General features: G+C 31.5%; 14 protein-coding genes. 10 read left to right on the top strand and 4 right to left on the bottom strand.

The window, feature by feature from the left end; translation table 11 throughout:
* The first annotated feature begins 27 nt into the window (after window positions 1-27).
* The 3 genes from IV513_RS07895 (at window position 28) to IV513_RS07905 (ending at window position 3,152) form a co-directional block, all read left to right on the top strand.
* On the top strand, window positions 28-960 hold the full coding sequence (locus IV513_RS07895; RefSeq protein WP_209390053.1) for a mevalonate kinase: 933 nt from the start codon (window positions 28-30) through the stop codon (window positions 958-960).
* Between the two features lie 12 nt (window positions 961-972).
* The gene (locus IV513_RS07900; RefSeq protein WP_209390054.1) at window positions 973-1,902 is read left to right on the top strand and encodes a UbiA family prenyltransferase; all 930 of its coding nucleotides are present in this window, start codon (window positions 973-975) and stop codon (window positions 1,900-1,902) included.
* A gap of 65 nt (window positions 1,903-1,967) precedes the next feature.
* Window positions 1,968-3,152, top strand: a complete 1,185-nt coding sequence (locus tag IV513_RS07905; RefSeq protein ID WP_209390055.1) for a proline dehydrogenase family protein — start codon at window positions 1,968-1,970, stop codon at window positions 3,150-3,152.
* Between the two features lie 41 nt (window positions 3,153-3,193).
* On the opposite strand, the gene IV513_RS07910 is transcribed toward IV513_RS07905, so the two are convergent.
* Window positions 3,194-3,721 (bottom strand): helix-turn-helix domain-containing protein, encoded by a 528-nt coding sequence (locus IV513_RS07910; protein ID WP_209390056.1) that lies wholly within the window; start codon window positions 3,719-3,721, stop codon window positions 3,194-3,196.
* Window positions 3,722-4,513: 792 nt separating this feature from the next.
* Here IV513_RS07910 and IV513_RS07915 point away from each other — a divergent pair.
* Window positions 4,514-5,623 carry a M14 family zinc carboxypeptidase gene (locus IV513_RS07915; protein ID WP_209390057.1) on the top strand — a complete coding sequence of 370 codons (1,110 nt, stop codon included), beginning with the start codon at window positions 4,514-4,516 and terminating at the stop codon, window positions 5,621-5,623.
* A 38-nt stretch (window positions 5,624-5,661) separates the two neighbouring features.
* On the opposite strand, the gene IV513_RS07920 is transcribed toward IV513_RS07915, so the two are convergent.
* Window positions 5,662-6,171 carry a DUF4920 domain-containing protein gene (locus tag IV513_RS07920; protein ID WP_209390058.1) on the bottom strand — a complete coding sequence of 170 codons (510 nt, stop codon included), beginning with the start codon at window positions 6,169-6,171 and terminating at the stop codon, window positions 5,662-5,664.
* Between the two features lie 455 nt (window positions 6,172-6,626).
* On the opposite strand from IV513_RS07920, the gene IV513_RS07925 reads away from it, so the two are divergent.
* The 4 genes from IV513_RS07925 to IV513_RS16065 all read left to right on the top strand — a co-directional run bounded on the left by IV513_RS07925 (window position 6,627) and on the right by IV513_RS16065 (window position 8,994).
* Window positions 6,627-8,030 carry an APC family permease gene (locus IV513_RS07925; RefSeq protein ID WP_209390059.1) on the top strand — a complete coding sequence of 468 codons (1,404 nt, stop codon included), beginning with the start codon at window positions 6,627-6,629 and terminating at the stop codon, window positions 8,028-8,030.
* Between the two features lie 341 nt (window positions 8,031-8,371).
* Window positions 8,372-8,524 (top strand): transposase, encoded by a 153-nt coding sequence (locus IV513_RS07930; RefSeq protein ID WP_209390060.1) that lies wholly within the window; start codon window positions 8,372-8,374, stop codon window positions 8,522-8,524.
* A 106-nt stretch (window positions 8,525-8,630) separates the two neighbouring features.
* On the top strand, window positions 8,631-8,846 hold the full coding sequence (locus IV513_RS07935; RefSeq protein ID WP_209390061.1) for a transposase: 216 nt from the start codon (window positions 8,631-8,633) through the stop codon (window positions 8,844-8,846).
* A gap of 25 nt (window positions 8,847-8,871) precedes the next feature.
* Window positions 8,872-8,994 (top strand): hypothetical protein, encoded by a 123-nt coding sequence (locus IV513_RS16065; RefSeq protein WP_369074867.1) that lies wholly within the window; start codon window positions 8,872-8,874, stop codon window positions 8,992-8,994.
* Between the two features lie 450 nt (window positions 8,995-9,444).
* On the opposite strand, the gene IV513_RS07945 is transcribed toward IV513_RS16065, so the two are convergent.
* Window positions 9,445-10,437, bottom strand: a complete 993-nt coding sequence (locus IV513_RS07945; protein WP_209390063.1) for an SDR family NAD(P)-dependent oxidoreductase — start codon at window positions 10,435-10,437, stop codon at window positions 9,445-9,447.
* Between the two features lie 345 nt (window positions 10,438-10,782).
* The gene (locus IV513_RS07950) at window positions 10,783-11,250 is read right to left on the bottom strand and encodes a M23 family metallopeptidase (protein ID WP_209390064.1); all 468 of its coding nucleotides are present in this window, start codon (window positions 11,248-11,250) and stop codon (window positions 10,783-10,785) included.
* Window positions 11,251-11,785: 535 nt separating this feature from the next.
* Here IV513_RS07950 and IV513_RS07955 point away from each other — a divergent pair.
* The gene (locus IV513_RS07955; protein WP_209390065.1) at window positions 11,786-12,484 is read left to right on the top strand and encodes a DsbA family protein; all 699 of its coding nucleotides are present in this window, start codon (window positions 11,786-11,788) and stop codon (window positions 12,482-12,484) included.
* Window positions 12,485-12,777: 293 nt separating this feature from the next.
* Window positions 12,778-13,140, top strand: coding sequence for a hypothetical protein (locus tag IV513_RS07960; protein ID WP_209390066.1), 363 nt, complete (start codon window positions 12,778-12,780; stop codon window positions 13,138-13,140).
* Window positions 13,141-13,216 lie beyond the last annotated feature (76 nt).

Consider the following 13,216-nt stretch of genomic DNA (forward strand, 5'->3'; position numbering starts at 1 on the left):
AACTTTGCATAAACGTTTTAACACATAATGACGAACCCTTTATTTTACGCTAAAATTATCCTTTTCGGAGAGTACGGAATGATAGAAGATTCACAAGGTCTTGTAGTGCCGTATAGTTTTTATAAAGGAACTTTAAAGTTTTCAGACGAAAATTCTGATTCTGAATTTGAGAAAAAATCTAATGAGCACCTCATTAAATATGCTAATTTCCTTGAAAAACTGAATCTTCCTGAAAAGTTTAAGCTTGATGTTAACCGTTTTAAAGAAGATATTTCTCACAGACTTTTTTTTGATTCTAATATTCCGCAAGGGTATGGTGTAGGAAGTTCAGGAGCACTTGTGGCCGCTATTTTTGAAAAATATTCCTTTCAAAAATATAGCCCGGAAAGTATTTCTAAAGACGATCTTAAAAATATTAAAGCCGTTTTTGGAGAAATGGAAAGCTATTTCCATGGTAAAAGTTCAGGAATGGATCCTTTGATCTGCTATATGAATCTACCGATTCTTATCGAAAACAAAGAAAATTTAGATAAAGTAGCCATTCCGAAAGGGGAAGAAGGTAAAGGTGCAATTTTTCTTATTGATTCCGGTATTACGGGTGAAACAGGTCCGATGATTCAGATTTTCTTTGAAAAAATGAAAACAGAAGGTTTCCGTAAAACGCTGAAAGAAGAGTTTATTCGCTATAACAATGCGTGTATAGATTCTTTCCTCAACAAAGATATGAACCCATTCTTTAGAAACCTTAAAAAGCTTTCTCACTGGGCTTACGAACATTTCCGTCCGATGATTCCCGAAAGTATTTTCAATATCTGGAAAAAAGGACTGGATTCTAACGCCTACTATCTTAAACTTTGCGGCAGCGGAGGCGGAGGATATATTCTAGGATTTACTAAAGATTACGAAAAAGCAGAAAAAATGCTTGAAGGTTTCCAGAAAGAAGTGATTTACAGATTCTAAAATTTTCAGGAAATGAATTCTGAAAAAGAAAACATCCGGGATAAAGATTTTATGTCTAAATCTCTGCTTTACAGAATCTCACAGTTTTTTGGATTTCTTCTTGGTGCCCGTTTTTTTGTTGCCATTTTGCTCACTTTTGCACTATATGTTTCTACATATTTTTTATTCAATCAGGATGAAACTTTCAGAAATTTCGTTTTTGACTTCAAAGTTCACGGTATTATATTTTGTACCGTACTATCCATTCTTGCAGGCGGAATCATCAACCAGTTTTATGATGTAGAAAAAGATCATATTGCTAAACCTTTCAGAAGCAGAATTCAGAGTTTCATAAAGCAGAAATATTTTCTGTATGCTTATTTAGTTTTAACATTTCTTTCTCTCGGTGTTGCTGCTTTCATCTCGCACAGAGTTTTGGTATTCTTTATTGTTTATCAGTTTTTTATGTGGTTTTACAGCCACAAATTGAGCCGCATTCTTATCGTCAATAATCTTACTTTTGTAAGCCTTACATTATATCCTTTTTTTGGAATGATGGTCTATTATGAAACTTTTTCGAAAAAAGTTTTTCTCATGGCTATTTTTCTTTTTTTAATTCTGTTATGTATTGATATTGTAAAAGATATGCTGACAAAAACTGTAGATAAAACATTCGGATATATCACCATTCCAAATTATTTCAGTTCCAAAACAACCAATACGATTGTTATTTCCATTTTAACCGTGATTATGGCAGTTTCAATGAAACTTATTGATAAAACAGGCATTTCCGGTTACATGTCTTACTATTTTGTATTAGGATTGTTTGTTATCATTGTATGTATTTACCTTTTAATTAACTCTTCCAGAAAGATTAAAGTTTTAGTTCTCAATATATTAAGATTTTGGATTTTGGTAGGAATTGTTGCTATGCTTCTTACAGGAATTCAAGGTAAATTGTAAAGAAAAAGCTTTAAAAAAGAGGTGGTTATTCTTACATTTGCAATAATAATTTTTACATAAAAAGAATGCCCATTTTTAACGATACTCAAGTTGCTTTTGCTGATAAAACAGATGCACAGTTAAGAAAAGCGTATTGGATGTTTAAAATGATTGAACAGCCTGCTTTAACCAATATTGGTACTTCTGTACTTAATTTTACGGTTCATAATAATTTTCCTTTTGTTACCGGAATTGTTAAAAATACACTCTTCGAGCAGTTTGTGGGAGGAGAAACCCGTGAAGAAAGTATGAAAGTTGTTAAACAGCTTTTTAAAAGAGGAGTAGGAAGTATTTTCGATTATTCTATTGAAGGAAAAGAAGACGAAGAAACTTTTGATACAGTCTGCAAAGAGATTAAAGATATTGTGAGATTTTCTGTAGGCAATCCTGCAATCCCTTTTATTGTTTTCAAACCAACTGCATTTGGAAGAATAGATCTTTATGAAGCGGTGGGAAATGGTTCAGAACTAACTTCAAGCCAGAAAGAAGAATGGTCGAGAGTGGTGAATAGATTTGATGAAGTTTGCCAGCTTTGCCACGAAAACAACAAGAAAGTGATGGTAGATGCGGAAGAAACCTGGATGCAGGATGCAGCAGATCAGCTTTGTGAAGAAATGATGGAGAAGTACAACCAAGAAAAACCAATTGTCTGGAACACCATACAGATGTACAGAACCGGTCGTTTGGAATATATGGAGCAGCATCTTAACAGAGCCCAAGAACGAAACTACTTCATTGGTTATAAAATTGTTCGTGGTGCGTATATGGAAAAAGAGAGAGCCAGAGCTGTGGAGAAAGGATATGCAGACCCAATTCAGCCAACGAAAGAAGCATCAGATAAAAATTACAATTCAGGGATCGATTTTGTTATGAATCATCTCGATAAAGTTTCTGCATTTTTTGGTACTCACAATGAGATTTCTTCGGAGCTTATTATGGATAAAATAAATGCTAAAGGATTACCGCACAATCATGAAAACCTTTATTTCGGGCAGCTTTACGGCATGAGTGATAACATTACTTTCTATTTGGCAGATAAAGGGTATAATGTGGCTAAATATCTTCCTTACGGACCTGTAAAAGATGTTGTACCTTATCTTACAAGAAGAGCCAGAGAAAATACATCTGTTGCCGGACAAACCGGAAGAGAACTAGGCTTAATTAAAAAAGAACTGGAAAGAAGAAAAAATAATTTTCTTTTTTACAAATGATAAAACAAAAACTCCATCGCTAGATGGAGTTTTTGTTGTTATTAGGGTTCAAAACTTTCAAATTTTCCATTTTCGTAGAACAAAACAATACGTTTTATCTTATTGATTTGATTATCAGTATTTTCTGTAATTATTTTTTTTGTTGAATTTTCTAATGGCTGAGAATTCAATATTTTCTGTTCTTCTTTACTTTGATACGATATAGGCGATTCTGACGGCGTTACATTTTCTTCTGTTTTTGGAAGATCAACATTCTCTAAAATCTCGTCTTCACTAATTAAGGTAAAAAGATCAGGAAGAGAAGTAGGTTTAGTTTTTTCTGTTTCATCATTCTGTTCATCTTCTTTAAGTTCAGACTTCAGCATTTCACCTTCACCGTTTACCAGCCAATCCCATAAAATCTCGGGAAAACGAGATTTTATTTTAATAATGAATTCCAGAGAAGGCTTATTTCTGCCTGAAGTAACATGAGAAATAGAAGATCTCTGAACATCAATTTCGTCTGCAAATTCTGAAGGAGTATATCCTGAATATTCTATAATTTTTGAAATTCTTTCGTTTAAACTCATTTATTCTTATTGAAAATGATAATTACAAATGTAAATAAATTATTCACAAATATAAAATACAAATGTAAATAAAAACAGTTGCTATTGCAATACATTTGTAAACATAATATGTTGCTAAAAACCAACATATTATAAAATTTTCATTAGTTGTTAACAAATTATTTAAAACCATTTATTGATTTGACTATTCAATATTTATGTTAAAGTATTCCATGAGATAAATACTGTAAGAACAATTTTTATGGCTTATATAAAGTGAATAAAATAATAATTCAATTATCTTGACAATTAGCACACCAATTAATTAATAGAGTAGGATAGGGCTTTCATGGAGTATTTGTAGGGTTAAATTTAAATAATTCCAATATTACTTAGTTAAATTTCAGATTAGAGATCATTATTCATCTCGTACATAAGCATCCATTAGATATTCACTTAAATGCCTAAAATTATTTTTTCGAATTTGAATTTCAAAACAAAAAACATATCAATTTACATTTGTAATTATAGCAAAATACAATGTTTTTTCACATTAGAAATGTTTAACCGAATAACACTCAAATGGAGAAAAGATACCTTATCTTAACTTAAAGTAAATCTTAATTAATTGTTTAATTAAAAGTTATAAAACACTGATTTTTAATTAAATAAATAATTATAATTAAATTATTAGCAATTAACATTTTTATCAACAGACAAAAAGGCAATTTGATTTGTTTAACGATTTTACAAATGTTAACATTGTTTTCTTTTCAAAAATCATTAAATTTGAATAATGTAAATTGTTATTAAATGAATTGGAAACATTTCTATACTGTAAATTCTGAATTTCCTAATCGCTATATTTCCCCTAAAAAATTATTTTCTTTTCTTAAAGAGAATTATGCGGAGTATGTTACGGAAGTTGGTAGATCTTTTTTAGATTATCCTATTTATAAATTGTCGATTGGTAAGGGAAGTACCAAAGTTTTAGCATGGTCGCAAATGCACGGAAATGAATCTAATGCTACTCATGCAATGTTGGATCTATTGGAAAGTTTTAAAAATAGTCCTCAAACTGGAAAGGAATTACTCAGTAAAATCACTTTAGATTTTATTTTTATGCTTAACCCCGATGGTTCTGAAAAATGGACACGACTTAATGCTTCAGATATAGATCTTAATCGGGATTTTCATAATGAAGCAAGTAAGGAAATAAAGATTTTAAAAAAAATGGCAGCTTCCTCCAAATACGATTATGCACTGAATTTGCATGAACAGCGAACTATTTTCACAACAGATGGTATTCATCCGGCTACACTCTCCTTTCTTGCACCTTCAGAAAATGTGGAGCGTACTATTACCGATAACCGAAAAAAATGTATGGCAGTTATTGCGGAAGTTTATAAAGAACTCAGCACATTAATTCCTGGGCAAATTGGTAGATATTCTGATGAATTTTATCCTGCCTCTACTGGAGATAATTTCATAAAAGCAGGAATGCCCACTATTTTATTTGAAGGAGGACATTTTGTAGATGATTATACCAGAAAAGAAACCAGAAAGTATTATACCATTGCACTTTACTGTGCTTTAGAAGCGATGAGTACGCTTCGATCAGGAACCGATGGTTGGGAAATTTATAACGAAATTCCAGAAAATAAGGAAACTCATTACGATATTATTTACAGGAATGTAAAATTAAATACAGATCACGAATGTGTTTTAGATATTGCGGTACAGTACAAAGAAGTTTATGAAACAGGAAAAGATGAAGTTTCGTTTATCCCGTATGTCGCATTGGTAGGCGATGTAAAAGGAAAAAAAGGTTGGCTCGAAATAGACTGTTCCGGGAAAAAATTTATTTCCGAAACCAAATATCCCAAACTGGATGCAGAAGTAAGTTTTACCATAGAAGATTAAGAAAAAAAGCGGAATTTTAATTCCGCTTTTTTTATATTTTAGTTAACAACTTTAATTCCGTTGGCAACAAATCTTATTTCCTCTTTAGGTTTTGTAATCGCATCAATTTCAGATTGAGGCTTTTTAGCATCTTGTGCATAGTGTTTTTGTTCGTCCACAGAAGTTACTTTTTTCTCTGCACTCCCTTCTAAAACAACAGTTTTGCCTTTAAGAGCAGTCGGAACGAAAAACCCATAATCTTTCATTTTAACGAAAAGCTGAGTATTATCTTCTGTCTCTAAAGTAAGCCAACAGCCTTTTTTGTCGCAAACATCTGTTACTTTTCCTTTTAGAGCAACGTTCTGAATTTTTTCATTTGCTTTTTTAAGCTTTTTGTTTAGTTTTTCAGGGCTTATTGCTTTAGACTCTGTTTTAGAATTTACTGCAGCACCATAAAAATCTCCTACCAAAGCACTTCCTTCCGGCGGTCCCATTTTTTTTGTTTCCTGGGCAAAAGCTAAAGTAGAAAAACTTACAGCAGTAGCTAATAATATTGCTTTAAATTTCATATTATTTATTTTTATCAAAAATACTAATAATATTTGAATAAAAATGATGAAAAAACTTGATAAAAAGCAGGTTGTTTCCATCACTGTTTAAAATGATTTCAAATAATAAACTAAGAAATTTTTATGAGGAGCTTAATCCCGCTTTCCACTATATCTTTTTTGTTACGGCTTCCGCTTCGCTCCAGCCGAACAAAAAAGGATGCCGTTTCAATCGGGGCTAGGATTTTAGTCAGTCATTTAACTTAGAATGAATTTTATAGAATTATTTGGATTTTATAAATCTTATCCCCAATTCACTTTAGTACAGAAAATTCATTAAGTTGAAAATTGATTAATTACATCAAAAAGCTAAAAATTTTAGAATAAATACATGAAAAAATAGTTTCATTTAATAATCAAACAAAATAAAAAAAAACAATCTTATATTTAATTATATTTGAAATCTATACTCAACTATGCAGAAAAAACTAAAACTTTGGGATGCCATTATGCTTGTGATGGGCTCCATGATCGGAAGCGGAATTTTTATCGTAAGTGCAGATATGATGAGAAATCTCGGATCGGGTTATTGGTTAATCATTGTTTGGATTATTACAGGAATTATGACGGTTGCAGCTGCGATAAGCTATGGCGAATTGTCGTCTATTTTTCCAAAAGCAGGCGGACAGTACACTTATCTTACAGAAATTTTTGGAAAGAAAATGGGTTTTCTATACGGATGGGGACTTTTTACGGTTATCCAAACCGGTACTATTGCTGCTGTTGCAATGGCATTCGGGAAGTTTACGGCTTATTTAGTTCCTTGGCTTAATTATTCAAATCCTATTTTTCAAAGTGGTGAATTTCAGATTACTTATATTCAGATTTTGGCAATTTTTGTCATTTTATTGCTTACTTACATTAATACAAGAGGAGTAGAAAGCGGAAAACTTTTACAGAATTTATTTACAGGATCAAAAATTCTTGCTTTATTAGGTCTTGTTGCTTTAGGATTTATTTTGGTAGATTTTTCTCATTTGGCAGAAAATTTTAGTTTCGGAACAGATGCATTCAACAATTTGAATAAAGATTCAAAAGGAAATTTTCTTAAAACAGGTTGGGAATCTATATCAGGAATGGCTTTACTGGGCGGAATTGCTGCTGCAATGGTAGGTTCGGTTTTCAGTTCTGTGGCGTGGGAAAGTGTAACTTTTGTTTCGGGAGAAATTGAGAATCCTAAAAAAAATGTCGTAAAAGCTATGATTTTAGGAACTTCTGCGGTAATGCTGCTTTATATTGCTGTTAATTTTGTGTATCTTAATGCATTAGACCGCGATTCTATTGCTTTTGCTGCCAATGAAAGAGTTGCAGTAACAGCTTCGCAAAGTATTTTTGGAAATGCCGGAACCATTATTATCGCTGTTTTGGTGATGATTTCTACTTTTGGATGCAATAACGGACTTATATTGGCTGGAGCAAGGGTTTTTCAGACAATGGCAAAAGATGGACTGTTCTTTAAATCGGCTATTAAAAATAACAAAAATCAGGTTCCTGAAAATGCACTTTGGATGCAGGGAATTTGGGCATCGGTTTTATGTTTGAGCGGTCAGTACGGAAATCTTTTAGACATGATTTCTTTCGTTATAGTTCTGTTTTATATGATTACCGTATTTGGAGTTATTTATCTGAGAATTAAAAAACCGGATCTGGAAAGACCTTATAAAACTTGGTTATATCCGATAACACCATTTATATATTTATTTATAGGAACATGTTTCTGCGTTTTGCTTCTTATTTACAAACAGCAATATACTTGGCCAGGATTTTTAATGGTTTTAATTGGATTGCCGATATATTATTTAATCAACAGAAAGAAATAAACAAAAAGAAGCCGTCTCATAACCGAGGCGGTTTTTTTGTTTAAAAACACTTGTGAGATTGACATGTATTTTTTGTATTTATTTAACAATCAACTATATATTGAACTTAAGCATTACAATGAAAATCAGTTGGTTTTATTTTCTCATACTTTTGAGGGTTTAATTTCCCGGGAATATCCTGTCCGCATCGTAAATGATGTTTTAGAGAAGGTTAATATTTCCAAATTATAACCGCTTACCGTAGAGAAGGTAATCCGGGTTACCATTCGGTAATGATGCTCAAAGTAATGGTTTTTGCGTATATGGAAAACATTTATTAATCAAGAAAAATAGAAAAGGCAATGCGTGAAAATATGCTTTTTATGTGGCTTTCCAATAAGAATATTGCCGATTATAATACCATTGCAAGATTCAGAAGTCAAAAATTGCAGATCGCTTTCAAGGATATTTTCACGCAGGTGATTTTGCTTTTGGTAGAAGAAGGCCACCTTTGACAAAGAACAGAACCGACCTTATCAAAACAAAAACAAAACCTTTAGCAAAGAGCATTTGTATTAAAATCGGGAACAAGATTTTTATGTTTGTCCCATGGGACAAAGAATGGAAAAAACGTATGAAAACACCACCAAAACGAAAAATGGTTTTATACAGAACCAATCGCATTACCAAGCCAAAAACTGTAGTGGATGTCCGTTGAGAAGCAGGTGTCATCAGTCCAAAGAAAACCGCAGTATAGAACGGAATCACAATTTGGAACGCCACAAAGAATTCGCCCGAAAACGACTGAAAAGTGAAGAAGAAGTACAAAAAACGTAAAAAAAGATGCTGCGATGTGGAACCTGTGTTTGCGCACCTGAAACACAATTACAATTTTAAACGATTTATGCTCAAATTCATCAAAAAAGTGGAAATTGAGTTCGGATTACATGTTTTAGTACATAATTTGATAAAGAAAGTGGGGTGAGATCCACATTTATTCAAAAAAATGATTCAAAAAAAACAAATCCAAAAGTTCAATAAAAAAAACCACCTTACAGAAAATGAGACGGCTTCTTCTATTTCTACGTAAGTACGCTATTTGTAGATCTCTTCGTTTTAGTTCTCTGAAAATTTTCATTATCCATTATATAAACTATTTCTGGTCATAAAACCTACACCGATTTATATTTAAGACTTTGGTTTTTAAGAATAAATTTCCAATTTTAAGTTTCTTATATCAAGAACGAGCTCTAGAAATTTGCGTAATTTTGATTCATTCCTACAATGATATAAGACCTCATTTTCAAACCATTGCTTAACACCAAAATAGGAAACATTGAAAATAAAAAACAAAGTAAAAACGTTGTTAGACTAGTTAAAAATTAATTATTTTTGATCTATAATCTGTATCGGATTTTTAGGATAGGATAATAATTTATTTTTTTCTATTTGCCTTGATGATCATGAATGCTAACCCTAAGCCCAAACCTGTTAGCATAGCAATTTTTGTTTTTTTTCCAGGAACGGGTAGTGATGTTTCTCCATAAATTCTATGTGGTTCTGAAGATTCTTCTAAAACATTACCCGGATCGTCCGGAGCATTTTTAAGTTTCATCATTAGACGCATTCCAGCAGAAGCAGCATTAATAACTGTTTTAGGAAATGCCTGATAAACATTTTTTAACAGCCATGAAGTAAAGTCTGGGAACAAATCCTTTTTAGGTTCTTTCGCAAGCTGTACAATTTTATCTGCAGTATCTCTAGGATCTGATGCAAATGGAGGAATTTTAAAATCTAAACCAGAATATTTTGCAGAATGCATATTTCCTGTAGAACGTTGAATTTGCGGATAAAGATTGGCAATATAAATCTCTGGAAACTCAGAAATTTCCCCGTGGAGACATTCCATCATTCCGCGGATCCCGAATTTGGTTGAAGAATAAACTGCACTGTAAGGAGCCGGCATAAATCCTCCAATAGAAATATTATTAATAAGAATCCCTTCGTTCTGTTCTTTGAACAATTTTAGGACATGATAAGCTCCATGCATATATCCAAAAAGATTGGTTTTTATCACCTGTTCATGTATTTCCATCGGTATTTCATCGAATTTACCGCTTGCCATAACTCCTGCATTATTTACCCAAATATCTATTCTGCCAAATTTTTTTACGGCAGCTTCTACAAGATTTTCCACTTCTTCAGATACGGAAACATCTGTAGGCACTGCAATTGCATTTACTCCTAAGTCTTTGCATAAAAGAACCGTTTCATCTAATGCTTTTTCACCTCTGGCGGCAATAATAATATTACAGCCTTCAAATGCAAAGGCTTCTACAGTCGCTCTTCCGACACCGCTGCTTCCACCAGTAATAACGACAGTTTTTCCTCTAAGACTTCTTTTTTCTAAGTTGTTTTTTGATTTCATATCAGAAATGATTTTGGTTGATTTTATAATACTATCTATTTTTACACCAAAGACATTCTCTGAAATCTATTTTTACTCTGTAATTAAAAAAACACAGGCGAATATCTATGTTTTTATAAATTTAATATTGATTATTTATATATTTAAAGTCAGAATGGCTTTGCTTCGTAAGATTAGCATTTTTGAAAGTTGCCGAAATTATAGAATAATAAGATTATGCTTTACTTGACTATAAAATTTTGAGCCTTTAGGAGAAATCTCTAAAATCATATTTTCAGAATCTGAAATACTACGATTTAGTGAATCATTTTTAATTGAGTTCGAAAGTATCTAAATTTATCAAATTTAACATTTTAAAATCATAGAATTACTTTCTATTTTTAATCTTCTGATTTTTATAGATGTTTTCAGAATAAATTCCATTTTCAAAATATAAGGTACAGAAACTAACGTTTTGTTTCTCTCAGGAATTAAAACATTAAAATGAAGATGAGCACCAGAAACATAGCCGGTTTCTCCACTTAAACCAATGGGTTGATTGCGTTTCACAAAATCGCCTACTTTTACAAAATTTCCATTTTTCTTTAAATGTGCATATTGTGTAAAAAGACCACTTTGAGGATGATAAACTGTAATAAAGTTAGAAAAATTCTCCCAATTTTTGTCATTTTTCCCAAATTCATAATCTTTTATAACTCCTACAACAAAACCATCATCTGCACAGGTAATGGTATCACCAACTTTCATATCAAAATCAACTGCATATCGCGAATAGGGAGTATTATGGGTAAAATTCCCATTATTTCCCTGCATTATTTTATATTTTTTGCCTTTGGGAAAGGGTAAAGCAAGAATGTTTTTTTTAATTATTTTATTATCGTCACCCAGAGCCTGAAAATAATTGTAATTAAATTTTTTAACATCTAAATTCGGTATGAAAAATTTTATTTCACGCTTAGATCTTTCATTCAATAAAATTTTTATGGTATCCTTAATCAATTTATTTTCTTTTAAATATTTCGAAAAAAGATTAATCCGTAATGGGCAATGAAGAGGATTCTCTAATTTTATTGACAAGGTATCTTTTGCATAATCAACAATGTATGAAGATTCGAATTGATTGTATTTTTATGTAGGTAATTCTTGTGCATTCAGCTTAAAAAAAGTTATACATATAAACAAAGCAATAATTGTCTTTTGAAAATTCATTTCCATCGGTAGTGATATTTCTTCAAATATACATTCTCTCATTGATATTTATAATAGGCATCATATTTTTTTTGCATAAAAATGCTATCTATATAAAGGATAAGTATTGTAAATTTATATTTAAATTGAATTTGAAATTATGAAAGTAGAAATTTGGTCAGACATTATGTACCCATTCTGTTATATAGGTAAGAAAAATTTTGAAAAAGTGTTAGACAAGTTACCTTTTAAAGATGAGATAGAAGTAGAATGGAAAAGTTTTCAACTTGATCCATCACTGAATCCTTCCGAAACAATGACAACCCAAGAATATTTTACTGCAAAAAAAAGAATTTCGCCAGAGCAGGGACAGCAATTATCTGCACAAGTAATTGATATGGGAAAACGTGCCGGAATAGATTTTAATTTTAAAGATGCAATTATTACCAACACGTATAATGCACACAAACTTCTCCATTTGGCTAAAAAATATAATAAAGCAATCGAGATGGAAGAGGAGCTTTTTAAAGCACATTTCCTCGATGGTAAAAACATCGGAAGTGATAGTGATCTTGTAGAAATTGGAGGAAATATAGGTATCCCTGATGAAGAAATTGAAAAATGTCTAGAATCAAATGATTTTGATGCAGAAATTCAATTTGATTTTGATAAAGCAAAAGCTTATGGCGTTTCGGGAGTTCCTTTTTTTGTGTTTGATAGTAAATATGGCGTTTCCGGAGCTCAGCCTTCAGAAGTTTTTGAAGATACTTTACGCCAAACATACGCAGAAACAGAAAAACTGATAAAAAAAGATTCTGTTAACGATTTATCTTGTGGACCAGATGGTTGCATAATTTAACATAACACTTATAATATATTTTTGTTAATAGTTGATAAGAAATGAAACTTGCAATATTATGTAAGTTTCATTTTTTTTGTTATTTTATTTATTATTCTCGGGAAGAATTTACCTAGTAGCTTTAGAGAGAAGAAAAGCATTCTACTAATTTAGATTAATTTCAATTTCTTATCATTACATAAATTATTTAAGATGAGTTGGAAAAAACACTCTATTTAACATAATATAAATTATAGGACTTTTTAAATATTTAAAATGTATCTGTTTTGCAGAATTTGTTTTTTTGAAACTGTTTGGGAATTACCGGTAAAGACAGCGTTTTTGTAAGTTTAGATGATAATTTGGGAACAATCTCAGGTAAAATGAGCTATAAAAATTTCGAAAAAGACAGTTCCAAAGGTGAATTATCTGGTTTCAAATCTGGCGATACCCTAAAACTCACCTATGAATTTGCTGCTGAAGGAACTGTAAGCAAGAGAGATATTTTCTTCATCCAAAAAGATAATTCACTTACTGAAGGCATAGGAACCCAAAAAGATGACAAAGGAACAATGCGATATTCAGACGAAAAAAAGATTGATTATAAAAACGGACAAGAACTGAAATCTGCAGACTGTGCACTTATTACAAAAGCTTTAACCCAAATTCCGCAATAGAAAAAAAAGAGTATTTTAGTATTCTAATATCCAACTGCGTAGCAGTAGAAAAAAATAAGCGATGAAATTCGATCTA

The sequence above is a fragment of the Chryseobacterium sp. RR2-3-20 genome, assembly GCF_017808115.1.
In the GTDB taxonomy this organism is placed as follows: Bacteria; Bacteroidota; Bacteroidia; order Flavobacteriales; family Weeksellaceae; genus Chryseobacterium; species Chryseobacterium oryzae.

Excerpts from the sequence above, each read along its gene's own strand:
- IV513_RS07905 (WP_209390055.1), top strand. The coding sequence starts at position 1,968 with ATGCCCATTTTTAACGATACTCAAGTTGCTTTTGCTGATAAAACAGAT.
- IV513_RS07930 (WP_209390060.1), top strand. The coding sequence starts at position 8,372 with ATGCGTGAAAATATGCTTTTTATGTGGCTTTCCAATAAGAATATTGCC.
- IV513_RS07910 (WP_209390056.1), bottom strand. The coding sequence starts at position 3,721 with ATGAGTTTAAACGAAAGAATTTCAAAAATTATAGAATATTCAGGATAT.
- IV513_RS07915 (WP_209390057.1), top strand. The coding sequence starts at position 4,514 with ATGAATTGGAAACATTTCTATACTGTAAATTCTGAATTTCCTAATCGC.
- IV513_RS07935 (WP_209390061.1), top strand. The coding sequence starts at position 8,631 with ATGGAAAAAACGTATGAAAACACCACCAAAACGAAAAATGGTTTTATA.
- IV513_RS07950 (WP_209390064.1), bottom strand. The coding sequence starts at position 11,250 with ATGCAGGGAAATAATGGGAATTTTACCCATAATACTCCCTATTCGCGA.
- IV513_RS07920 (WP_209390058.1), bottom strand. The coding sequence starts at position 6,171 with ATGAAATTTAAAGCAATATTATTAGCTACTGCTGTAAGTTTTTCTACT.
- IV513_RS07925 (WP_209390059.1), top strand. The coding sequence starts at position 6,627 with ATGCAGAAAAAACTAAAACTTTGGGATGCCATTATGCTTGTGATGGGC.
- IV513_RS07900 (WP_209390054.1), top strand. The coding sequence starts at position 973 with ATGAATTCTGAAAAAGAAAACATCCGGGATAAAGATTTTATGTCTAAA.
- IV513_RS07895 (WP_209390053.1), top strand. The coding sequence starts at position 28 with ATGACGAACCCTTTATTTTACGCTAAAATTATCCTTTTCGGAGAGTAC.
- IV513_RS07955 (WP_209390065.1), top strand. The coding sequence starts at position 11,786 with ATGAAAGTAGAAATTTGGTCAGACATTATGTACCCATTCTGTTATATA.
- IV513_RS07945 (WP_209390063.1), bottom strand. The coding sequence starts at position 10,437 with ATGAAATCAAAAAACAACTTAGAAAAAAGAAGTCTTAGAGGAAAAACT.